Genomic DNA, 22938 nt, shown 5'->3' on the forward strand with positions numbered 1-22938 from the left:
GCACCCCGACTTCTTCAACACAATCGTCCATTACCGGTCGTCTACCGCTGTTGGAGCGCTGCTCATAACCAGACGTTTGTTCAGACGGGTCGAGCCGTGACGACCTCAGCCAATCTGAATAGAGCTATCCGTTGCATTTAGCAGCGTCGATATAGCCGTAACGACCTGCGCGGATGCGAACGGCTTCTGGAGCAGCAAACTTTTCGGAACGCCTTGAACGGCCCAATCCGCTGCGCTGTCTCCGGTCATGTATATCACAGCCAATTCGGGCTTCTGCTCCCGGCCGCTGCGAGCGACGGCCCATCCGTCTAGCTCGCCTCCCAATCGAATGTCCGTGATAAGCCCAGCAAGGTCCTGTTTGTGCTTCTCCATCAAACCCAAAGCCTCTGGACCATCGAGAGCCGTCAGCACGTCGTAACCACCGTCGATCAGCGCATCCTCAATGATGTGCATGATCATTGGCTCATCTTCGACGAGCAGGAGGAGGATGGAATTAGACACTGTGTTCCTGACAACGGGAAAAGGAAGGCCCTTAATCGCGGGAGACGGCGGCTGCAAGAAATGGAACCACGTAAGGAGTTCCACCACTCTGCCGGCAAGCGGACGCGCCAAGCGGTCACCGCCATTGCCCCACTTTGAGCCATCCGAGCAGCGCCTTGCCGACGTCAATGAGCGGCCGTTCGGAGTGCGCTGACGAATGCTAGTGCAGATGCAGGCCTTACTGCGCGAAGAAGTCGAGCACGAACCGAGTGCCCGGCTGAGCATCCCGCCACTGAGGCTTGCCTCCTAGCTGACGGGCAAAGCTATTGACTGAGAATGGTTCACCCGGAGCGATGCGGCAGAGCCACGAGGGCAGTTGCGAAGGCTGTCGGCGCTCAGGTGAGCACCAGTCAGGTAGTTTCTCGAGCTCGTCAGGCTTCCGCGGCCTGAGCTGATTGAGCGCTCGAAGCTCCCCGGAGGGGCGATAACCACCTGGCAAGGCGAAGAGGGAGGTTAGTTGGCTTCACTGCATGCGACTTGCTAAGCACCGCCGATGAACCTGTACGAACGCACGCATACGATCCGACAACGCCCCTCGATGGCCTATTTGGGCGCCATCCTGCTCACATTGCTTGCGTTCGCCGCCCGCCTCGTAATCGGATCAGCGCTCCCTGGATTCGCGTTCATCACCTTCTTCCCCGCGGTGCTGCTAGCCGCTTACCTTGGTGGGCGTGTCGCGGGAGCGCTGTCCGTTACGCTCTCGATCGGGCTTGCTTGGTACTACTTTGTAGAGCCCGCGCGATCATTCGATCTGGCTTGGCCGAGCGGCCATCTTGCGATCGGGCTCTTCATCTTGAATGCGGGCCTGATCGTCCTCGCGGTGAGCGCGATGAACGACGCCTATTCGCGGCTCTCCGATATCGAGCGAGAGCGTGCCCGCCTCAATCTCGAGTTGGAACGGCGAGTCCAGGAGCGCACCCGGGACCTGACGACTACCAATGATGCCTTGCGAACCGAGATCGCGGCCAGAGAGGAGGCTGAGGCCCGAGCAGCCCAGCTCCAGCGCCTCGACGCGATCGGGCAGCTTACGGGTGGCGTGGCGCACGACTTCAACAACATGCTTGGTATCGTCATCGGCAACCTGGAGCTTGCCCAGAGAAAGCTAGCCCGTGGCGGCGCCGACGTCATCCGGCACATCGACGGCGCTATGGACGGGGCTCGACGCGGTGCCACCCTGACGCAGCGGCTTCTTGCCTTCGCACGCAAACAGCCGCTCGCTCCGGTGGTGACTGATCTGAACCGTAGTGTGACGGAGATGTCGGAGCTTCTTCGTCGCACGCTTGGAGAGCAGGTAGCCGTCGAGTGCGTGCTGTCGGGCGGCCTGTGGCGCACCTGCGTCGATCCAGGTCAGCTCGAGAGCGCGCTGGTCAACCTTGCGGTGAACGCGCGTGACGCGATGCCTGGTGGCGGTAAGCTCACAATCGAGACGATGAATACCCATCTCGACGAGCGTTATTCTGACGATCACCCCGAGGTGGCGCCGGGCCAATATGTCGCAATCGCCGTCAGCGATACAGGAACGGGCATGCCAGCTGATGTAGCGGCGCGCGCCTTCGAGCCATTCTTCACGACTAAGGAAGTGGGCCGCGGCACAGGCCTGGGTCTCAGCCAGATCTATGGCTTTGCCAAACAATCCGGCGGGCACGCGAAGATCTACTCGGAGGCGGGCCACGGCACCACCATCAAGCTCTACTTCCCGCGATACAGCGGGACTGACCAGGAAGTCGCTGCGGGGCTGATGCCAGAACCCGAAGCGGCCTTGCCGCGTAGCAACGGTGACGAGGTGATCCTAGTTGTAGAGGATGAGGCCGGTGTTCGCGCAACCACCGTCGAGACCCTGCGCGAGTTGGGCTACACGGTCCAAGAGGCGAGCGACGGCGCAAGCGCGCTCTTGCTCCTGCAAGAACTGCCCAGTGTCGAGCTGCTCCTCACAGATATGGTGATGCCCGGCATGACCGGTCGTGAGCTCGCCGACGAGGCCGCCGAACGTTCGCCACACATCAGCGTCCTGTACATGACTGGCTACACCCGGAACGGCATTGTGCACGGCGGCAAGCTCGACCCCGGCGTGCAGCTTCTCACAAAGCCGTTTTCCATCGACCAGCTGGCTCGTAAGGTTCGGGCGATCCTAGACGACCGTCGGTAAAGTATGCCTTCTGCGATTCGACTGGACAGTTAGTCACCACTTATACTGGGCGGCTGCGGAGTTGATTGGTGGCCGAAAGACTGGGGCGACGCTACCGCCCACTCATCTTTTCAGAATGCTGGCAAGCACTGCCCCGGCCGTCTCGCCGACGGGGCAGAAGAGCCGCGTCTTGTAAGCGACAATCTCGGGGAAGCAGCCGGGCGACTTGAGCTAGGGTAGCTGGCCTGCCAGCGCGTTGATGATCTGGATCCGCTGATTGCCGTTCACCAGCGCGCCTGGATCGTCATTGAGAAAGGCAGCGTCACATCGACCCCTCGGTCTAAAAGTAAGCGTCCGGTTTGGATTGTGGTTCCCTGAAAGCCGCCCTTCCGCTTCCGCCCACTTCCTGCGGTTCAGAGCACCTGTGCGGCGTTCTAAAAGCAGTCGCTCGTTCAGCTTGGGAAGCGATAGAGGAGCTTCGAAGCAGAGAGCCCGGCGCTCTTCGCAGCGCGTGCGTAGAGGCGATCCGCGTCGTGCTAGATCAGTACTGGGCGTGAGACTCGGGCCGTTGCCGCAAGCAGTTCACGCGTACATCGCGGGGTCACATTCAGCAGCCGCGCAACCGCTTCGGGCTGGGGTACCGGAATGCCGGGGACGTCATCAGGTACGGCAAACCTCACCTCGAGCGTTGCGGGGCTCTTTCTCAGCATCACTTTGCTCCACATGGTGCCTGACGGCCCATCAGCCAGCAGACTTCGGATCTTGATAACGGGCGTGATCGCTGAAAGCGCCGGCGAACGTGACTTATCGGGTGATAGTGACCCCCAACTGCGCCGCCGGCGATGCCGCTTAACCGGAAAGGTCCACAATGCACGAGATTACATTCAGATCACATTAAATGAACTCGCATCAAGTCCGTCCAGGAGAATGGGTCAGGACGCTCTCTGCCTCTCGGGTCGCGAACATCCAAAGTTCGGACGGCGCGTATGTCCCGCCTTCTGCGACAGATACTGCCTGGGCCAGATGGCGTGACCGTCTCGATGACGCCCGAGGGCGCCGTCGAGACCTCCGATCGCCTACCGGGCCCGGGACTGAATACTGAGCGCCAAGGTAGGAAGGAGAAGCGCCAGACGTTGGTGCCGGATGAGAACTCGAAGATAGCCCTGTGCACTCCACCTGTTGGCCGTTGCAGGGCGGAACCATCAGTTGTGGGGAGCTGTTTTTCATGCTCAGCGGGACCTTAGGTCGGCCGTACGATCGCGTCTGTCGGTACCTCGAGGGCGGGTCGAAGAAGGAGATGTTTGTTGGAGGCGTTATCCAGGCCAGAGTTCGAGGAGCCGGAGTGGAATGAAACGCAGCTAAGGCTGGCGATCGAGTCTGCTGGCGTTGCGCTGTGGTCCTGGAGTGTCGAGGACGACTGCCTGCTCATGGACAGGCGCGGCTATGCCCTGTGGGATCTCCCTAATGGCAGGAGCGTGACATTCGCGAAGCTCTCCGAGAACATCCACCCGGCAGATGCCGATCGGGTTCGAGCTGCGTTCGCCGGCACGCGTGCTGTACCAGGAAGCTACGAGATCGACTTCCGGATCAAGCTCGGCGATGAGGTGCGATGGATATCTGCGAGGGGCAAAGGTGCCGAAGAGGGCATGTCCAACGGCACTATGTTTGGCATCTTTCTGGATGTGACGGATCGCAAGCTGGCGCAGGAGGGAAGTGAGCTGCTCGCAGGAGAGATGAGCCATCGCGTGAAGAACCTTTTGGCGATTGCTGGCGGCCTGACCCACCTCTCGTCGCGTTCCGCATCTTCGGCGAAAGAAATGGCCGGTGAACTGACGAAACGATTAAGCGCTCTGGGCCGAGCGCATGACCTTGTGCGCCCTCTACCCGGGGAGCAGGGGACGGCTGCATTGCTCGGCGACCTGCTGGCCGTCCTACTTGCGCCCTACGATGATACCGCCGCCTTCAGCGGCCGCATCCGGGTAGCAGTTCCGCGCATGGGCGTCGGCGAAGCCGCCGCCACGACCTTGGCCATGGTCGTGCATGAACTCGCGACCAACTCTGTCAAGCATGGCGCGTTGTCGTCGGACTCGGGCTCGCTCGATATCTCCAGTCGATGCGACGGAGACGATTTGAAGCTGATTTGGGCAGAAACAGGAGGCCCGGAGATCGGCGACGAGCCGCAGATGAACGGCTTTGGAAGCAAGCTGATCTCCCGTAGTATGGCAAACCAGTTTAGCGGTGATCTACGCTATGAATGGAAGCCCAGCGGACTCGTTGCGACGCTCCGCATGCGCATGGACCAGCTCGCGGCTTGACGACCTCCGGCGGATGCGAGCCGTTCGCAGCGCGCGCGCGCGCAAAACCGCTCTTGTCCAGCCTGCGCCGCGGTAGCCGCAGGCGGTTACTTGAGGAGGGCCGCTCTTTGACTCTCTAGCCTTTGCACGGCAACTCAAAGCCGGGAATGCGCGCGAGCAGCCGAGCCTCTGTCGCGAAAATGCTGACTTTCGAAAGTCACGTATGTCGCCGCTTTTGCGACGCCGGCATGTCAGTGGTTGGCGAAAGCGGCATATCTGCTTTGGAACACCGAGTTGTTGATCCCCGCCACTTGTTCAGCTGTGTCTGTGTGGCCGCGGAGCGCCAGGCGAGGTTTGGAGGCTCGTCGCCTGCCCTTACATTGGTTATCTAATTCCCATACGACTGTCGCTGATGCAGCGGACCCGAGCCGTCCTGACAGGCGCCCACCCTTAAGCTCGTCAAGGTGACGCCAGCTCTCGCAAGAAGAACTCGCCAGAAGCCGGCCAACTGACAGTGCGCTGCGTAACGCTGCTTCGGCCGGTCGGAGCTCGAACGTTCTGGCGCCTGCTGCGTTGGGCGGGCCATGGGTGGCTCAATTATGAACTGGCTACGCGCAAGCTGGGACGCGGTGCGGACAAGCTTGTGGATCATTCCGGCGCTCATGTTCCTTACGGGGGCCGCCCTGGCGGTCGCTGCCCTCGACTTCTCGCTCGGATGGGCCGATGGGCAACGGTGGGCGAAATGGATAAGCAGCGGCAGCGGCGATGACGCCCGCAATCTGATCTCCACGCTGCTCAGCGCCGTGATTGCGATGGCCAGCATCGCCTTTTCCGTCACCGTGGTCGCGCTTTCGCTCGCCGCGAATACCTTTGGATCGCGACTGATCAGAATTTTTCGTTCCGATCGGCGAACGCAGCTGGTGCTGGGCGTCTTCGTGATGACCATTGTCTACCTCCTGCTGGTGCTTCGCACGCTGCGGGGCGAGGCGCCGGCGTCAGAGGTGCCGGAGGTGGCGGTCGCACTCGGGAGCTTGTTCGCACTCCTGTCGGTGCTGGCACTGCTTGCGTTCATCCAAGGGGTGTCCAGCCTTATTGCGGCCGATGAGGTCGTCCGACGCGCTCGGCTTGAGTTCGATCTCGCAGTCGGTGAGCTCCCTCTAGCGCAAGCGATCGAGGCGCCGCGACAGCCTCCACCAGACGATGGCGAGTTGGGTGCGGCAAAGATCCGCCTCCCGCGCGAGGGCTACGTTCAGTCGGTCGAGTTTACCAAGATCCTGCAATGGGCCGAGCAGAACAAGGTCGTCGTCCGGCTGAACTTCCGTCCCGGCGATTTCGTTGTGGAGGGCGACCACAAGGTCGAGGTGATGCCTCCGCCGCACGATCTGGAAGCCGCCCGTAAGGCGATCGGCAGGTTCATTGTGAGCGGAGAAAACCGGACGCCGACGCAGGACCTGGAGTTCGCGATCCGTCAGCTCGTCGAGGTGGCGGTTCGTGCCCTCTCGCCCGGCATCAACGACCCGTTTACCGCCCTGGCCGTAATCGACCGTCTGCGCGGCGGCCTGGCCAGGCTGGCCAATCGGACGCTCCCGCCCGCCACGCTGGCTGATGGCGCTGGGACAACTCGCCTGATCCGGAACATCACCACCTATGCGGGCGCCGTCGACGCCGCGTTCAACCAGATACGGCAAGCCGGGTCGGCTAAGCCGGCAATCCTGATCCACCTGTTGAAAGCGTTGGAGGACCTTGCGGAACATGCTCGGACGGAGGAGCAACGAGAGGCCCTGAGCCGTCACGCGGCCCTCGCCCGTTCGGCCGCCCGCCGAGACGTAGGGGAGCCCTTGGACCAGCAAGACGTGGAGAACGCCTTCCACAGCGCAGATCGTGCTCTCCGGAAGCCGACCGCCCTGGTGTCACAGAACCATTAACTTCCGGACGTCGCGTATGTCGTCGCTTTTCCGACAGCAGAATGGCTGAAGACCGGTCCCACCCGCCGTAGACTGCGCCGCAGCTTTCTAACGCGTGGGTGTCACATATCGCGCCGCTTCACGACAGCTGGATCTAAGGTGACACTCCGTCCAACCCATCATCCCAGATCCAACAATGAGGCTTTATCGCAGCCGCATGCGCCAAGTTGGGGCTTTCCAAAACGAGGGGCTATATCAGCCGCAGCGCGTTACTGTTCTAATCAAGCCAGCCTTGGCAGATTAGGAAGAGCAAGCAATGGATCTCACGGGCAAGCGTGTTCTCATAACCGGCGGGTCGAGCGGCATCGGCTTTGCCTTGGCGGAAGCCATACTCGCAAAGGGGGCACGCGTCGTCATAACCGGCCGACGGGAAGAAGCTCTCGCCAAGGCTGTGAATGATCTTGCCCAGCCAGGTCGCGACATAAGCGGAGTTGCCGCTGATGTCGGCACTTCTGAAGGCCGCATGGCCACCATCGAGGGCGCTACGGCCAAGCTGGGGGGGCTCGACATTCTCGTCAACAACGCCGGCGTCGTTCGAGCAGGTCGCCTTGAGCAGGTCGCCGAAGGCGACATTCGTACAATGGTGGAGGTTGACCTACTGGCCCCCATATTACTGACGCGGGCAGCACTTCCGGCGCTGCGCCAAGCCGGAAACAGCCTCATTGTTCAGGTGAGTTCTGGCATCGGCCTGATCGGTACGCCCTTCTACACAACTTACTCGGCAGTGAAGGCGGGCTTGGCGCACTTTGGAGAGGCACTGCGCCGGGAACTCCTGGGCGAGGGTATTTACGTGCTGACGGTCTACCCGGTCGCGACCGACACCGAGATGATGCGGTCCAGTAATGCCGGCGCTGAGCTGGGCTGGGCGCGGGAACCTGTTTCCGAAGTGGCCAACGCGATCGTGGTGGGGATCGAGACGCACGCGCTGGAGGTGATCCGAGGCGGAGAAGCCAGGGCGGGGTTGATCGCCCTGAACCGTGAAGACCCGAAGGCCGTCGATCAACGCTATCTGGCCAACAGGCCCGCATTGGAAGAGGCGGTCCGTGACCACTCGTCGCTTTAGTCAGGCCAGTGCCTGGCTGTTCACAATCGTGCTTGGTGCCCGTCAAGCCGGCTGAGTGAGGCGACATGCTGGTGCGCCTCGCTCTCGCAACGTCGGCAGGGGCGCTCAGAAGAGCCCTTCGATCTTCTCACATCGGTGTTTGAACGGAACCGCTACCTGTCCCTGCTCGTCACGTCAGCGTATCGCCAAACCAGGAGCCATCATGAACGTTCCTCACGAGCAGAACGCTCGAAAGATCAGCCCTCTGGCGACTGGACTGGCGGGTGCTGCGGCCGGAGCGGCCGCGGTCTGGCTCATGGACAGGGCCGACTGGTTCATGTGGAATCGAGAGGACGAGGCGACCCGCGCGAGAACTTTGTCAGTGAGGCCGGGTGGAGAGGCCCCAGCGGGCGTATTGGCAGCTACGGCCGAGCAGCACATCGGCGCTCGAACGACCAACCGTCAGCATAAATGGGCAGAGGTAGCGGTTCATTACGCCATCGGTGTCGGTCCGGCCGCGGTGTATTCCCTCACGCGGGACAAGCTTCCGGTGTCAGGGGCCACGCGTGGGCTGCTCTATGGCTTCGGCCTGTTCCTTCTCCAGGATGAGGCCCTCAATGCTGTCACCGGCCTTAGCGCAAAGCCGCAGCGCTATCCGCGACAAGCTCACGCGCGGGGGCTTGTCGCTCATCTGGTCTACGGCGTAGCTACGGAGGTCAGCCTCAACTTCATGCAAAAAGCGTTGAGCGGCTCAGATTCTCGGAGCGCTTGAGAAGATCGCACTATACCGCCGAGGCCCCGCCCTGGAGGGCAGCCCATGTGGCGAAGGTCTCGCTTAGTGCCGGAAGACCTTCGCACCTCAGCGGAAGCCCGGTTCAAGTGGCGAGCGCCAGGATCGACGAGCTCGCGCGCTGAAAAGTATTCGTCAAACGAATGGCTCGTTCTCGCAGCGACCAAACGGATTAGTTTTTGCCGAGCTTGGACGCTAGCGCCCACGCCCTTGTCGCAGAAGTGCTGAGTTCCGAACGTCGCATATGTCGCCGCTTTTGCGACATCGGCATGGCTGAAGGTGCGTGGAAACCGGAACGTCCGGTTCGGGCGCCAATCGGCTCATCGGACCATTGTTCATGAGACCCACAGTGGCAGCTAAGCGCCAGATCTGAGCCGTTAGCGGTCGGATCGTCCCTGGGCAATCCCAAGCCGGACACTCGACGGCCCAGATCACAGGTTCAGCGCCACATCGCACCTTGAGCCGGGGAGCCTTGCACCATGTGGCAAGCCCGTGCTCGACAGGGGTGGCTTGGTGATGGATGGTGGCGATCGCAGTTGACGTAAGGAACCGGACCAATCTCCATTTTCTCTGCACTGTATGACAATTCGGTCACCCGCTGGTGGGAGCATGTGACCAGAGCGCCTCAAGGGCCGGAGCGGGCGACGCCATGGCGGATCGGGTGGCGAGAATGGGGCCGGATCTACGCCCGAGCGGCCGATGGCGCGATGCGGGATGATTACGGCATCGTTGCGAGTTCGATTGCCTTTGCATCCTTTCTTTCGATCCTGCCGCTGCTCGGGTTGGTGGCAGTCGCCTACAGCATGCTCGTGCCTTCGCAGGTCGTCGCAAGCAACATCGCCACATTGGTCGACGTGCTTCCCGAGAGCGCCCAGAACCTGGTGCAGAGTTGGTTGACGAACAGCCTCGCCCGTCATCGTCCGGGCGGCGTGGCGTTTCTCGTCTCGGCTGTGGTCACCCTCTTCGGAGCCCGGCGCGCCGGCCGGTCGCTGCTTCACGGCATGAATATCGCCAGCGGGGTCGAGCAGGGCCGCGGCCCGCTTTACAATCAGCTGGTCGCTATCGCAGTCGTACTGGCCGGTGCAGGACTGCTGCTGTCGGCGTTGGTCTCAATCTCTGCCTTGGCGCTGATCCAGAACCTCGTCCCCAAGAACTTGCCGGGCGCGACCGAAGCATTCAACCTGTTGTTGTGGGGATCGTTGACGCTCGGCCCCGTGGTGGCGCTGGTGCTAACCTACCGTTACGCAGCTGCACGTGCACCCGTGCCGTGGCTGTGGGTCCTGCCCGGCACGGTTTCCGCCGTGCTGTTGTGGCTCGGGGCGACGCTGGCCTTCCGGTTCTATGTCGGGCGCATCGTGAGCTATGGTAACACCTATGGCTCGCTCTCTGCGGTGGTCGTGCTCCAACTCTGGTTGATGCTATCGGCTTACATCATGCTGTTCGGCGCCAAGGTGAATGCCGAGGCGCTGCGCATCACCCGGACGCCGGGCGGCCGTGTAGGGGAACATGAGGTGAAACGGTGACTCCGGCTTCGGCTGCCAATCGCTATCGCGACCGGCTGCTGGCCCTGATCGGGTTCGTGCTGAGCGTGGCGGCGCTGCGTGCCAGCTACCCGGTGACCATGCCAGCGCTGTTCGCAGGGATGATCGTAGCCGCGCTTTGGCCGCTCAAATGCTGGCTGCAACGCTGGGTGCCGTCCTGGCTAAGCTACGCGCTGACGGTCCTCGCGCTGCTGATAATGTTGGCTGGCTTCGCGGCCGCCGTGTACCTGTCGATCGGCCAACTCGTCACCGTGGCCGGCGACCGATGGCCGCAGATCGAAGAACTCTATGCCTCTGCCGCTGGCGAGGCGCGGCAATGGGGCATTCGGCTGAACGGCGCTGCCGACCGGAACCGCATCCTCGGCGCCATTCAGATGCTGGCCTCCGGTGCGTACAGCTTCGCTACCTATACAGGATTTATCGGCCTGCTGGTGGTCCTCGGGCTGCCGGAGGTGCCGAGACTGCGGCAAAAGATGAATGCTGAGATGGACGGCGAGGCGCGAGAGAAGCTGCGCGATACGGTGAGCTCCATCTCCGAACAGGTGCGCGGCTATTTCGGGGTTACCTTGGCGACCAGTGTTCTGACGGGGGTCGCCTCCACGGGTTGGGCGCTGATGACGGGGCTTGAGCTCCCATTTGTCTGGGGCCTGCTCAACTTCCTGCTCAACTTCGTGCCGGTGATCGGAAACATCATCGGCATCGTTCCACCCGTTCTGTACGCATTTCTCCAGTTCGGCGGCTTCGGCATGCCGCTGCTCGTGTTCGTCGGCTTCGCCATCCTCCAGATTGCAATTAGCAACTTCGTCTATCCGATCTTGCAGGGACGCCAGCTATCGCTGTCGCCGCTTGCGATCGTCATGGCGATGACGTTCTGGGGCTGGATCTGGGGCGTTACCGGTGCACTGATCGCCGTCCCGCTGACTGCCGCCGTCGTGATCGTGTGCGGCCATTTCGATCGCAGTCGCTGGGTTGCAAAGATACTTTCCGCCTGATTGCCTGGCAGGTCGGTTTCTCCTCCGCCGCCGCAGTCGAGCGAATGCGAGTGGAAGCTCCGCTCGCATTCGCTGTCTCGGATTACTTGCTCTTCGTGACGGACAGCGCATCGATATAGTGCGTCACGCCGTCGGGAAGTGGATCAGTAGGCCCAGGAATCGCCGCGCCTTTGGGTACGCCCTTATCCGCCGAACGCACGGTGCCGACAATGTCGAGCCGATCGCCCTGGTCGACGTTGATCTTGCCCTCGATCGGGGTATTCGGGGTCCGTACCTCATGCAGGATCACATACTCGCGCTGCCCATTGTCGCCGGTGATCCAGAAGCCCGCATCGGCGGGGACAGATCCGGCCGGCACGCCGCTTAAGCGAACCTCGCGACCGATAACCGTGTTTGCATCGGACGTCAGAAGCATGTTCAGATCGGTGATCGGCCCGCCATTGGCGCTCGCGTCCATCTGATTGGTCTTCGTAGGATCCTCGGCCCCGATGGGGGCGGTCACCGCTGTGCTCTGCTCGACCTTACGATCATCACGGTCGTTTCCAGCGAACATCCAGATCAGGATCGCGACGATCGCCGCAACCAGGATCAGCCATACCCACCAAGGAATGCCGCCTGACTTCTTTTCGATCGGGATCTCTGCCATTTCTGTCTTCCTCCTGTTTGCGCCGGGGCCCGCGGGGGGACCCCAGCATTGCAACCTGGTTTAGGGTGCGTCTGTCCGCGTCAGTTGCGGGTGATCTCCACCTCAGTACGCCGCAGGGTCACCGCTTCGTCGACGCGGTCTCGCTGCGCTCGCGGATCAGATGGATTTCCTCGATGACCCGAATGCGCTTCACCAGCACCTCCTCGACCACGGGAACGATCGTCCGGTCGTCCTCGGTCCGGATCGGCGGCACTTCGTCGAACAAGTGTCCGACGGGCACATGCTCGACCCGTACCGTCTCGGCGCGCAGCGTCCCGCGGATCGGTTGCGTGTGAGTGACGACATGCGACGCCACCCTGACGCGACCGGTCTCCACCGTCTGCTTTTCCACCCGCAGCCGCTCCTCCACGATGGGGATCCGCACGGACTTGTCCGTCGCTTCCGTCACGGTTTAGCCCTTAAGGCCATGGTGGTCGTGAGCGTGCGCACCGCCGCCTGTCGGCACACGCGCGCTCGCCTGCTCAACGCCGGTCCTTGTCGCGGTCCACATCCACTTCGGTGTGGCGCACGACGCCCTGGACGCGCTCGGTGCGATTGTCGACGGCCTTGTCGATTACGACTTCGCCGGTGATCGCAGCCTGCTTGTCGACGACAATGCGCTCGCCCGTTTCGGTCATTTCGATCGTGCCTTCCTTCAGCAGCGCCTCCGCGTCGGAACCACTGATCGCCTCGTGCATCGGGCGGCGTTCTACTTGCACGCGCTCGTTCCGCAGCGCCACGTCCTCGCTCACCTTTTCGGAAACCACGCGGGTGCGAACGCGAACCTTGCCGAGTTCCACCTGGCGCTTGCCGACTTCCAGCGTCTCCTCGACGATGGGCACGTGCTCGCTGGTCACCGCCTTGCGGTCGAAGCCGGCTGCGGGCGCAGGAACGCGGCCGGGGTCGACGGTCAGCACCGGGCGGCCGTCACGAATGTCGACATTGTCGATATTGACGATGCGGTCGTCATGCAGCCGCAGCCCTACGATACGCTCCTGATGCACATCGGCCAGCATGTCGTCGACGCGACCGATTTCGCGTCCTTGAAGATCATGCAACGTCTTTCCGCGCAAATCTTGGTTCGAATTCACAAGATCCCAGTCATCTAGGCTGGCGAGCTTACGAATATCTGTGCTGGTGGTCATGAAGACTCCCTTTTCATTACTTAGTGGGCGTGCCGGTCCGGCTGATGTAATCTCCGCGCATTGGGGAGATCGTGAGCACGCAACATTGCATCCTCTCACAAACGATATGACGTTACTTATGCAACTCACCACGCCAGCAGGAGTTGCACGCCGCCCATAATTCATGGAAGTCGTCGCCGGGCGCTGCGGCATTGACTGCGGGCAGCCTTATCGCTGCGGCGTCAGCATCAGCGCAGCGCCGCCGTTAGCCTCCAGCCGGACCCGCAGTCCCCCGCGTCCGGCATGCACCTGCCCCGAGCCGGTCACGACCGCCTTTGGCGTCGCGCCGTCGCGCCAGCTCGCTAGCCGCCACTTTCCGGCGCCGAGGAAACTGAGCGGCAGGATGACATTGCGCGCCTGCTCGTCGTTGAGTACCCCGACGAACCAGCGCGATCCCTGGCGCCGGGCGACGGCGATCATGTTTCCGAATTCACCGGCGATACCCTGGGTCTCGTCCCACGCGGTTGGTACCAGCCTGACGAAGTCCGCACCTGGGGCAAGACCACCCTGCGCGTCGACATAGGCGCCAGGCGCGTCGGCCAACATCGTCAACGGGCTGGGAAATACCACAAACATCGCAAGCTGGTGCGCGCGCGTCGTCATCACTTCGGGCGCATGCTTGCGCGCGACGAACGCCGCCGGCGTGACGTTGCGGAACGCGCCGGGCGCATAGTCCATCGGTCCGATGATCGCGCGCGTATACGCCAGGCGGACATGGTTGCCCGCCGTGTCCCGCTTGCTCCAGCGGTTATATTCCACCCCCATCACCCCTTCCTGGGTCATGTAGTTGGGATAGGTGCGATCCAGCCCGCGCGGCACGAACGAGGCGTGGATGTTTACCATCAGGTGATGCTTGGCCGCCGTCGAGAGCAGGCGATGATAGAAGGCGACCATCTCCTGGTCCTGCCGGTCCAGATAATCGACCTTGATGCCGGCGATGCCTAGACGCTGATAAAGCGCAAGCGCCTCCTCCATCCGGCCGTCCAGCGCCTTCCAGTTCACCCACAGCCACAAGCGCACTTTCCGCTCGCGGGCATAGCGCACCAGCGCGGGCAGGTTCACGCCGTCGGTGGTGCGGGTGATATCCGCCAGCGGGTTCTTCTCCTGCCTCGACGGATCCCGCCACGCCCAGCCCCAGTCGATCATGTAATAAGGCAGCCCGAAGCGTCCGGCGAAGTCGATGTAGTAGCGGTACGTCGCCTGATTGTGCCCAGGCGTATCGACGTCGCGTGCCATCAGGCCGGACCACCAGCCCCACGCCGCCTTGCCGGGCGTGATCCAGCGCGGATCGAGCACGCGCGAAGGCGCGGCAAGATCGTCGATCAGCGTGGAGGCCACCAGCGCCTCGGGCCGGTCGGCGATCATTATCACCCGCCAGGGCGATGCGACGCCCCCCTCGACCATCGGCGTGTCCACCGCCAATTTCGGGTTCTCGAGATGCGGAGTCAGCTTGACCGCAACGCCCGGGTGCCGCTCTGGAAGCGCGACGAGATAGGCGCCTGCATAATTTTCAACGTTGCTTTCGCTGATCGCCAGCGTCTCGCCACCCCGGCCTGTGCGGCACACGAGCGGCAGGTCGTAATAGCCCCGCCTCTTCAGGGCGTTGGCCGCTACCGGCATGTATTCGCCCTCATGGCTGTTCGCCAGTTCGGACTGATGAACGCCCAAACAGGCGTAGTTTGCTGGAAAGCGAAAGGCGGTGGTCTCCTCCCCGATCCGTACCAACCCCATCCGGGCCTGAGGCGGTACGACCAACCGGAAGGCGGCTCCGCCGTCATAGGCGCGAAGTTCCACGTCCAGCAGGCGCTGCTCGCCGCTCCGTTCGCGCGCATGCACCATCAGCGCCGCATAGGGCCGGTCGACCTCGCGCGCGGTGCCTACCACCGCGTAGCGCTCGCGACCTTCGCGCTTGGCGAACGACAGGATCGTCAAGTCCAGCAAGGGGCTCGCCGCCTTGCCCTCGTCGGACGAGAGTGTCAGCCCGATGGGTGATCGGGCGACGATTTCGGCGCGGTCGTGCGTCACGCGGAAGGCAAGCTGGCCATCGCCTGCGCGGGAAAGGTCGATCGCAATCCGCCCATCGGGCGAGACGAGGCGGGGCGCTCCCGCCCCTTGCTCGTCACGCGAACACCCCTGGAGCCACGTGCTCGCCATGACGAGCATCATCAGCAACACCAACCGCTTCATCGTCACTCCCGCGGAAGATATCCGGACTGCACGTCGCGGCCAGATACCCCGCGCCCCGTTGCCGGGTTCGCTCGGCCAAGTCGATGGCTCCATGCGCGTCCTGCCTCGCACCCGTTGAAAAAAGTCGCGAGCGACCGCACGATCCGTCCCATCATCGGTTACGATCAGGATGCAGCGCCACCCCCGCCACCTCGCCCGCTCTTCGCCCGGCAGTGCCGCCATCCTCGCGCTGGCGCTGTTCGCCCTGCTGCTGGGTGGGGCGAACAGCGCCGCCGCCCAAGACCTCGCGCCGGCCGCCACGCCGACGCAAGCGGCAGCGCAAGCCGCCATCGCGGCGCGAACCGACAGTCAGTCGGACTCCGACATTCGAGGCCGGATCCGCAGCATCTTCCTGGAAGTGTCCGGGCTTCGCGATGTACGCGTCCGCGTCTCGGCCGGCGTGGTGACATTGGCCGGCACCGTGCCGACCGCCGGCGACGTCGACCGTGCCGAGGCGATCGCAGGCCGTGTAGCCGGTGTCGTCACCGTCCAGAATGATCTCGAACGCGACCTGAAGGTCGACAGCAACCTCACCCCCGCGCTCGGCAAGTTTGGAGACGATCTGCGCGGCATCGTCCGGGGACTGCCGCTTATCGGGGTGGCGCTGGCGATCGGGTTGCTGATCGGCGGTCTGGGCTATCTGCTCGCGTCGTTCGGCGGCTTATGGCGGCGGGTCACGCCCAACATGTTCCTGGCCGAGTTGCTCGCCACGCTTGTGCGCTTCGCCTTCGTCGTGCTGGGGATCGTCGCGGGGCTGGAGGTGCTGGGCGCCACCGCACTGCTGGGCGCGGTGCTGGGAGGGGCGGGCGTGATCGGCATCGCGATCGGTTTCGCCGTCCGCGATACGGTCGACAATTACGTCTCCAGCCTAATGCTTAGCCTGCGCCAGCCCTTCCGCGCCAACGACCATGTGGTGATCGAAGGAAATGAAGGGCGCGTCGTGCGTCTGACCAGCCGGGCCACGATCCTGATGACGTTGGAAGGCAATCATCTGCGCATCCCCAACGCCACGGTCTTCAAGGCGGTGATCCTGAACTACACCCGCAATCCCGAGCGGCGGTTCGACTTCGACCTGGGGGTCGATGCCGAAAACGATCCGGTCGACGGCATGGCCGTGGGGCTTCAAGCGATCCGCGACCTCAACTTCGTTCTGGCCACTCCACCCTCGACCGCGATCATCCGGGAGGTTGGCGATTCGAACATCGTGCTGCGCTTCTTCGGCTGGATCGATCAATCGCGGACCGACTATCTGAAGGGGCGCAGCTTGGCCCTCGACGCGGCCAAGCGCGCGCTTGAAGGTGCCGGCTTCGCGCTTCCCGAGCCGATCTACCGCCTGCGCTTCGACCAGGGCGCGGCCCTGCCGATCCAAGGGGCGTTCGACGCATCGGCAGCGAAGCCGCTCAAGCCTCGCACGTCAGAAATCAAGGAAAGAGCCGATCAATATGCCGCGCCCGAGGCGCACATCGCTAAACTGGTGGACGAGGAGCGTGCCGAAACGAAGGGCGGCGATCTGCTCGACGACCGACGTCCCATCGAGTGAGTGCCCAAAGCAGGTCGGCGACCTTATCGGCAATGAGGATTACCGACTAGGTGTTTAGTCCCGGCATCAAGGCGGAGCGATTTGGACGCAAGATGGCATCGTTCAGCTACCGTGCGCATTAAGCTTCTCATCAAGGTTGCAAGCCCAACGCCGTCCGATCGGCGATTGCTGCCGCCAGTTCAGCGCGTGCCGCCGCAATCCGCGCTTGTGCATCGACCAGGCGGACGCGAGCATCCGTTGCTGTCTCTTCGCGCTGATTGACTAGGAAGAAGTCGCTGGAGCCAAGCTCGAAGCGGCGGCGTTCCGCAGCCGCTAGACGTTCGGCGAGCTGGCGCTCCTGTTCAGCAATGACGGCCAGGCGCTCGGCTGCGTCTACGCCGATGTTGATGCCCTCTACTTCAATGACAATCTGATCGCGCAGGAAGCGGCTGCGGGCGTCAAGTACGTCGATTTCGGCGCGAGCCTCCGCGATGCGGCCCCGCGCTGCCCGGTTTTGCAGAGGTAAGGAAAACCGGAAGCCGACGATGCCCTCCAGCGGGGTCCGTGACGGCCCGCCCAATCCTACTTCTCCCACGTCCTTGCCGAGTTCGCCGCGCAGGTCGAGCCGCGGGCGCATTTCGTTTTCCGCCAGCGCGAGGCGAGCGGAACCCTGATCGATACGCGTAAGCAGCACCTGGAGGTCGGGCCGCCGCTGCGCGAAGGCGGTGCGGTCATTGCTTGCCACGCCACGCAGGGCTTCAGCGGTTGTAGGAAGGCGTTCGGGCGCGACCAGCACGGGCTGTCCTTCCGCGTCGCGATAGTAGAGCGACAGCGCATTGGCGGCGGCCTGGAAATCGCCCTCGGCTCGCACGACCAGCGCTCGACGTCGCACCAGATTCTGGTCGTTTTCCGCTAGCAGGATGTCGGGCCGTGAACCCAGTTGCACCTGACGTGCCAGTCCACCCCGCCGACTTTCGGACAAGGTCAGCAGATCGCGATAGGCGCGTAGGCGCAGGCCGGCGGCCACCCAGTTCTGGTACGCATCCACAGCGCGGCGCTGAACACCGATGGCGGCCGCCTCACGTTCAAACCGCGCTATATCGATGTCGCCCGCCGCCAGCGTGCGCCGCGTGCGACGCTCGTCTACGAGCCGGTCGCGAAGCAGAGAATATAGCGCGCCGACCTTCACCTCGCCGAGGCGATTGGTATAGTTCTCGTCCTCATAGATCGGGAAGCTGCCACGGCTGACGCGATAGCCGCCGTAGAGATAACCGCCATTGTCGCCCAGCGGGCGAGTGGCGCGGCCCGCGACCACCGTTCCATCATAATAGCCTAACGTGCGTGAGCGACCATCGACCTCAAATACGGTGTCGAAAGCGCCGGCGGCGGTTAATGCGCGCCCCTCCGCCGCCCGGATGCGGGCGAGCGCTTCGACGATCTGCGGCGCGGTGCGTGCAGAACTTCGCAAAACCTCGTCCAGAGTAAGCGAACCCGCCCCCGGCACCTGTGCCGTCGTCGGCTCTTGGCCTTCGGCCTGTGCCTCGATTGCCGCAACGAACAGCACCGGCACGATAAGAAGCTTACGGATCATTTCGGCTTGCCCGCCTTTGTGGCGATCGCCCTGTCGTCGTCCTTGCTCTCGCCCTTCGTCGTCACTGACTGTCCGAATTCAAGCGGGAAGTCGTTCAGTTGACGCCAAAGCTCATAGCCCGCCAATACCGTCTCACCCTGTACCCAGCCCTGGACCTTACCGCCCAGCCGCAAGAAGCGCCGATCGGGCCAGGCAGGCTTGCCGGGGGCGGGCTCTACCAGGATCCGGAAAAGGCCCTGAGCGTTAGCGGTCGCGTCGATCGTTCTCACCCGGCCGTCAAAGAACCCGTGAGCAATGGAGGGCCAGCCGCTGAACTGGATCGCCGGCCAGCCCTCGAACTCCAGGCGCACGGGTCGCCCCGGCCTCAACAATGGAACATCCCGTCCGTCGATCAACAGCTCGACGGCGCGTTCAACTCGCTCTGGAGCGATAGTCGCCAGCACGGTGCCCGCCGAGACCAGTGCGCCGCCCGCTGCGGCATTCAGATCCTGGACACGCCCGTCGCGAGGCGCGCGCACGAGCTGCGCCGATTGACGGTTTAGCTGAACGTCGATCCGATTGAGCTTGGCGCGTGAGTCTGCGAGCTTGGCAGACGCCTCGGCGACCTTGATCTGCGCCTGTTCATAATCGCGTCGCGATGCCAGCCCTTCGGCGAACAGCTGGCGGTTGCGGCCGACATCGATCGTTGCGACGGTCTGAGCCTGTCGTACTGCGGCAATCTCCGCCTCTATCTGGGCGCGCTCGGCCGCCAGCCGGGACAGGAAGTTCGGGTCGAGATCGACGATACGCGCGATCGGATCGCCACGTTCGATGTGTTGCCCGTCATGGACGTACCAGCGCTCGACGCGGCCGGGGATGAGCGCGGTCACTTCCTGCGCCCGATCCTGCGGATCGAGTGCGACCACCTGCCCTCGGCCCTGTGCGGTCTGCAGCCAGGGAACGAGGAAAAGGATAGCCAGGGTAACGGCGACGCCCACGAGCACTAGCCACGCGACGACGATCCCGACCCGAGGAGGCCTGAGCGATGCCAGCGTGGTGAAGTGCGCGAGCCGGTCAGATCGAAAGGGCATGTGCGTCCCCTTGCTCATAAGCTGCACGTAAGTCGGCCAGCGTGTCGAAGCGGCGCTGCTCCGTCAGACCAAGGTGGAAGAAGCCGTCAAGCCGAAGGTCGTCGGGACGTCCAGTACACAGGAGTACCGTTGTACCATGCGCTTTGAGCAGGCGGAGCCCCGACAGCAATCGTGCGGGCGGCAGCAGGTCGAATATCTGTCCGAGCATCAGCAGCTTGGGCCGTACCATCAACGCGTTGGCCAGCTTGAGTGCCATGGTTTCCCCGACACTCAGAGGAAAGCCTGACGATCCAAGGTGCGTATCGAGTCCGTGCCGCAGGGTCGCGATCCGTCGCTCTAACCCCACGGCGGCGATCGCGTCCATTGCTTCGCCGGTGTTTCCTTCGGACGCCAGGTTTAGGTATTCGCGGATCGTCACCTCGACGATGGTTGAGCGATCCATGACGATCACGTCCGAGCGCAGATGGTACATGTCCAGCGAACCCAGATCCGCCCCCCCGACCCGTATCAGCCCGCGTTCGGGATGCGCGTGCCGCTTAAGCAGCAGCGCAAGTCGACGCTCAGCACCCGGTTCGGCGACGGCGACAAGCTGTTCGCCCGCATCCAGCGTCATGTCGAAACGAGCACCGTCGAGCATCAGGTCAGTCAGCCTGACCGCGCCGTCACGCGGCCCGCCGTCGCCGCGAACCTCAGGCTCCTGGGGGATCGAGAACAGCAGCGAAAGCTCTTCCGAACTTGCAACCAGATCGTAGAAGGTGTCGAGGTACCATCCCAGCTGCGAAATGCCGTAGAACACGCCAGACAGGATCAGTTCGGCAGCGACAAGCTGCCCTAGTGATAACTGGCCACGTAGGATCAACGTCCCGCCCAGCAGCAGCAGTGCCGCGCCTGCTATCGCATAGATCAGCAGAAACGCGACGGTTTGCGCGAACTGATATCGGAAATAGCGGCGGTGCGCACCGATGTAAGTGGCGGTCATCGCCTCCGACCTGTCCATGGCGAAGTTGAGGTGGCGTGCGGACTTGTAGAAGCCGTTCGAGCCGCCGACGCTTTCCAGCCAACGCGCAGCATTGTGCTTTGCGTGGCTGATCGCAACAGCGCCGGTGATTGCCCCACGCTGCCCGACCAGCCACACCAGGAGTACCGCGCCGACCAGAACTGCATTGAAGGCGAGAAAGAATGGGTGGTAAAAGCTTGTGATCGTCAGCCCGACGACCGCCTGCAAAACGATGGTAAAGGCGCCGATGACGAGGCTTGGCACCGCCTTCTGCACCACCACCAGATCGAAATAACGGTTGAAGAGATCACCGCGACTGGCATCGACAAAGAACGGATCTTGCGCGTGTACCGCACGCACCGTGACCTCGGCGACGACGCGCGCGAACACTCGCCGCTCGAACGCTGCCATGATCCAGACCCGCAATGCGCTAAGCCCCGCCACGATCAGCAACAGCAACAGCAGGACGCCCGACAGCGCCCACAACGGTGCCGGCATGGCGGTGTTAGCAACACTGTTTATCAGCAGCTGCACCGAAATCGGTGTCGCCAGCGCCAGCAGGCTGATCGCAATGGTATAGACGATCCCTAGTCGAATGTAGGCCGCATCCGGGCCAACGATCTGAGCGAGCCACCCTACCGCCTGCCTGAATCCATGCCGCTCCGCCGCCATCGCGCTTCCCCTATACCCTTTGTCGAAAAGCAATACGGTCTCTTCGACGCTTACCCAAGCCGCATGTGGAAGGCGTTGAACTCGAAACAGCCGCTCTCGCCACCTGCCGGAGGCAGGCTACTCCGCGTCAGGAAGCGGCCTGCTTCATCACGCGACTAGCGAATCCTCGAAGGCTCCGCCTTTCACCTTACGCTGTCACACGACGAGTGCAGTAAATATCCTGACTTTCCGCCGTTGCGTATGTCGCACCTTTTGCGACGCCAAGCGCGCGCTCACCCCGATTGCTTCTGGGCGCCACGCCTTTCCCGATTGTGATCGTGGAGCGAGAATGCGACCCCGCCGATTGCACTGACGGCCATCTGCAGGTTTCGCTTTCCCGAAAATGTGATCCCGAAATCGCCAATTTCGACGGGAAAATGGGAAAGATGCTGATCGTCTACGCGCGCGCTTCGACAGCCGATCGGGACTTGGCGCTACGACGCGGATGCCGCGTGACAATTACCGCTGACCGACCGTGCCAATTAGCGCTGATATCTACAAACGGATTTCCACAGCCTTTCGATGCGCACGTTTAAACATTCACGCGAAACGCGGGTGTCATCTAGCGGCTGCACAAGCCACTTATGGTCACGCCCCATATCAACCGCCGTCGCACCTTTGTAGCAACCGCCGGAGCACTGACGCTGACCTTGCTGGCCAGCCTCCCCGCCAGCCCGACACCCGATCTGCGGATCGACCAGATGCAAGTGATCGGGTCGCACAACAGCTATCGTCCCTATCCATCGCCCGAGACTCGCGCACGGATTCAGGCCGCGAGCCCAAAGGACTGGCCCTCCCTTGCTTATGGCCATCCGCCGCTGGAGAAGCAGTTCGCCCGCGGGATCCGCCAGATCGAGATCGACGTGGCGCCCGATCCGAACGGCGGCGCCTATGCCGGCTTGTTCGCTAACTCTGCCCCGGCAGTACGGGCCGCCATGGGCGAACCCGGCGCCAAGGTGCTGCACATACCCGGTGTCGACATGGAGAGCCATTGTCCCACGTTTCGCGCCTGTCTGGGCAAGCTGCGCCGCTGGTCCGAACAGCATCCGGGCCATCCGCCGATGTTTGTGCTAGTGAACACCGGAGATGCCGGCGGTGCACGATTTGATGCCGCTAACCTCGCATCGCTCGACGACGACATCCGCCGCGTGATGGGAAGCGATCATATCATCACGCCGGACGACGTGCGCGGCCCCGCCGAGACGTTGCGCGCCGCCGTGACGAGTGACCATGCCTGGCCCACACTGGCGCGCGGGGCGGGGCGCTTCATGTTCGTTCTGGACGGCAGCGGGGCGCATGAGGAGGCGTATCGTTCAGGCCATCCGTCGCTGCGCGCGCGGGCGATGTTCGGCTTCTTCGGCGAAGCGGAGGCGGAGGCGGCGATTTTTAACATCCAGGACCCCCGGGCCGAGGCGGAGCACATCCGGCATCTGGTAGCGCAGGGGTTCCTTGTCCGTACCCGTGCCGACGAGGGTCTGGCCGAACCTCGCGCTCACGACGGTCGTCGGCTCGCGGCGGCCATCGCTTCGGGCGCGCAATGGATCAGCAGCGACCTGTACGAAGGCGCGAGCAATCCCGAGCATCTCGTCTATCGCGCCGCCTTTCCCGGCGGGGCGCTCACGCGCTGCAATCCTGCGACTGCGACCTGCCGATAGAGAAAAGGCCAG

Annotated in this window: 17 protein-coding genes; 9 read left to right on the forward strand and 8 right to left on the reverse strand. The window is 63.1% G+C overall.

Annotation, left to right across the window (positions count from 1 at the left end; all coding sequences use genetic code 11):
• Positions 1 to 105: 105 nt before the first annotated feature.
• Entirely contained in the window at positions 106 to 501 is a 396-nt protein-coding gene (locus tag FHT02_RS21615) for a response regulator (RefSeq protein WP_184089247.1), read from the reverse strand.
• A 532-nt stretch (positions 502 to 1033) separates the two neighbouring features.
• On the opposite strand from FHT02_RS21615, the gene FHT02_RS14860 reads away from it, so the two are divergent.
• From FHT02_RS14860 to FHT02_RS14890, 7 genes are all read left to right on the forward strand, one after another.
• On the forward strand, positions 1034 to 2686 hold the full coding sequence (locus FHT02_RS14860) for a response regulator (protein WP_184089250.1): 1653 nt from the start codon (positions 1034 to 1036) through the stop codon (positions 2684 to 2686).
• Positions 2687 to 3969: 1283 nt separating this feature from the next.
• Complete coding sequence (locus tag FHT02_RS14865; protein ID WP_246352425.1) at positions 3970 to 4980, forward strand: sensor histidine kinase; 1011 nt, start codon at positions 3970 to 3972, stop codon at positions 4978 to 4980.
• Between the two features lie 578 nt (positions 4981 to 5558).
• On the forward strand, positions 5559 to 6884 hold the full coding sequence (locus FHT02_RS14870) for a DUF2254 domain-containing protein (protein WP_281393241.1): 1326 nt from the start codon (positions 5559 to 5561) through the stop codon (positions 6882 to 6884).
• Positions 6885 to 7179: 295 nt separating this feature from the next.
• Positions 7180 to 7986 carry an SDR family NAD(P)-dependent oxidoreductase gene (locus FHT02_RS14875; protein ID WP_184089256.1) on the forward strand — a complete coding sequence of 269 codons (807 nt, stop codon included), beginning with the start codon at positions 7180 to 7182 and terminating at the stop codon, positions 7984 to 7986.
• 202 nt (positions 7987 to 8188) lie between these two features.
• Positions 8189 to 8737, forward strand: a complete 549-nt coding sequence (locus tag FHT02_RS14880) for a DUF1440 domain-containing protein (RefSeq protein ID WP_184089259.1) — start codon at positions 8189 to 8191, stop codon at positions 8735 to 8737.
• Between the two features lie 629 nt (positions 8738 to 9366).
• On the forward strand, positions 9367 to 10278 hold the full coding sequence (locus FHT02_RS14885; protein ID WP_184089262.1) for a YhjD/YihY/BrkB family envelope integrity protein: 912 nt from the start codon (positions 9367 to 9369) through the stop codon (positions 10276 to 10278).
• Positions 10275 to 11288: an AI-2E family transporter gene (locus tag FHT02_RS14890; protein WP_184089265.1), complete on the forward strand. Its 1014-nt coding sequence runs from the start codon at positions 10275 to 10277 to the stop codon at positions 11286 to 11288. Before FHT02_RS14885 ends, FHT02_RS14890 begins: the two co-directional genes overlap by 4 nt.
• An 82-nt stretch (positions 11289 to 11370) precedes the next feature.
• On the opposite strand, the gene FHT02_RS14895 is transcribed toward FHT02_RS14890, so the two are convergent.
• From FHT02_RS14895 to FHT02_RS14910, 4 genes are all read right to left on the reverse strand, one after another.
• Complete coding sequence (locus FHT02_RS14895; protein WP_184089268.1) at positions 11371 to 11934, reverse strand: hypothetical protein; 564 nt, start codon at positions 11932 to 11934, stop codon at positions 11371 to 11373.
• Positions 11935 to 12052: 118 nt separating this feature from the next.
• A complete protein-coding gene (locus FHT02_RS14900; RefSeq protein ID WP_184089271.1) occupies positions 12053 to 12382 on the reverse strand; it encodes a DUF2382 domain-containing protein in 330 nt (109 codons plus the stop codon).
• A 73-nt stretch (positions 12383 to 12455) separates the two neighbouring features.
• Positions 12456 to 13118 carry a YsnF/AvaK domain-containing protein gene (locus tag FHT02_RS14905; RefSeq protein ID WP_184089273.1) on the reverse strand — a complete coding sequence of 221 codons (663 nt, stop codon included), beginning with the start codon at positions 13116 to 13118 and terminating at the stop codon, positions 12456 to 12458.
• Positions 13119 to 13325: 207 nt separating this feature from the next.
• Positions 13326 to 15344 (reverse strand): glycoside hydrolase family 97 protein, encoded by a 2019-nt coding sequence (locus FHT02_RS14910; RefSeq protein ID WP_184089276.1) that lies wholly within the window; start codon positions 15342 to 15344, stop codon positions 13326 to 13328.
• Positions 15345 to 15513: 169 nt separating this feature from the next.
• On the opposite strand from FHT02_RS14910, the gene FHT02_RS14915 reads away from it, so the two are divergent.
• A complete protein-coding gene (locus FHT02_RS14915) occupies positions 15514 to 16923 on the forward strand; it encodes a mechanosensitive ion channel family protein (RefSeq protein ID WP_184089279.1) in 1410 nt (469 codons plus the stop codon).
• Positions 16924 to 17053: 130 nt separating this feature from the next.
• Here the strand turns inward: FHT02_RS14915 and FHT02_RS14920 are convergent, their stop codons facing one another.
• Genes FHT02_RS14920 through FHT02_RS14930 form a run of 3 tightly spaced genes read right to left on the reverse strand, consistent with a single transcriptional unit; the run spans position 17054 to position 21232 of the window.
• Positions 17054 to 18493, reverse strand: coding sequence for a TolC family protein (locus tag FHT02_RS14920; RefSeq protein ID WP_184089282.1), 1440 nt, complete (start codon positions 18491 to 18493; stop codon positions 17054 to 17056).
• Positions 18490 to 19563 carry an efflux RND transporter periplasmic adaptor subunit gene (locus FHT02_RS14925; protein WP_184089285.1) on the reverse strand — a complete coding sequence of 358 codons (1074 nt, stop codon included), beginning with the start codon at positions 19561 to 19563 and terminating at the stop codon, positions 18490 to 18492. The genes FHT02_RS14920 and FHT02_RS14925 overlap by 4 nt, the downstream gene beginning before the upstream one ends.
• A complete protein-coding gene (locus FHT02_RS14930) occupies positions 19547 to 21232 on the reverse strand; it encodes an ABC transporter ATP-binding protein (protein ID WP_184089556.1) in 1686 nt (561 codons plus the stop codon). The genes FHT02_RS14925 and FHT02_RS14930 overlap by 17 nt, the downstream gene beginning before the upstream one ends.
• A 623-nt stretch (positions 21233 to 21855) precedes the next feature.
• On the opposite strand from FHT02_RS14930, the gene FHT02_RS14935 reads away from it, so the two are divergent.
• On the forward strand, positions 21856 to 22926 hold the full coding sequence (locus FHT02_RS14935) for a Ca2+-dependent phosphoinositide-specific phospholipase C (protein ID WP_184089288.1): 1071 nt from the start codon (positions 21856 to 21858) through the stop codon (positions 22924 to 22926).
• Positions 22927 to 22938 lie beyond the last annotated feature (12 nt).

The sequence above is a fragment of the Sphingomonas xinjiangensis genome (genome assembly GCF_014199255.1).
GTDB lineage: Bacteria > Pseudomonadota > Alphaproteobacteria > Sphingomonadales > Sphingomonadaceae > Sphingomonas > Sphingomonas xinjiangensis.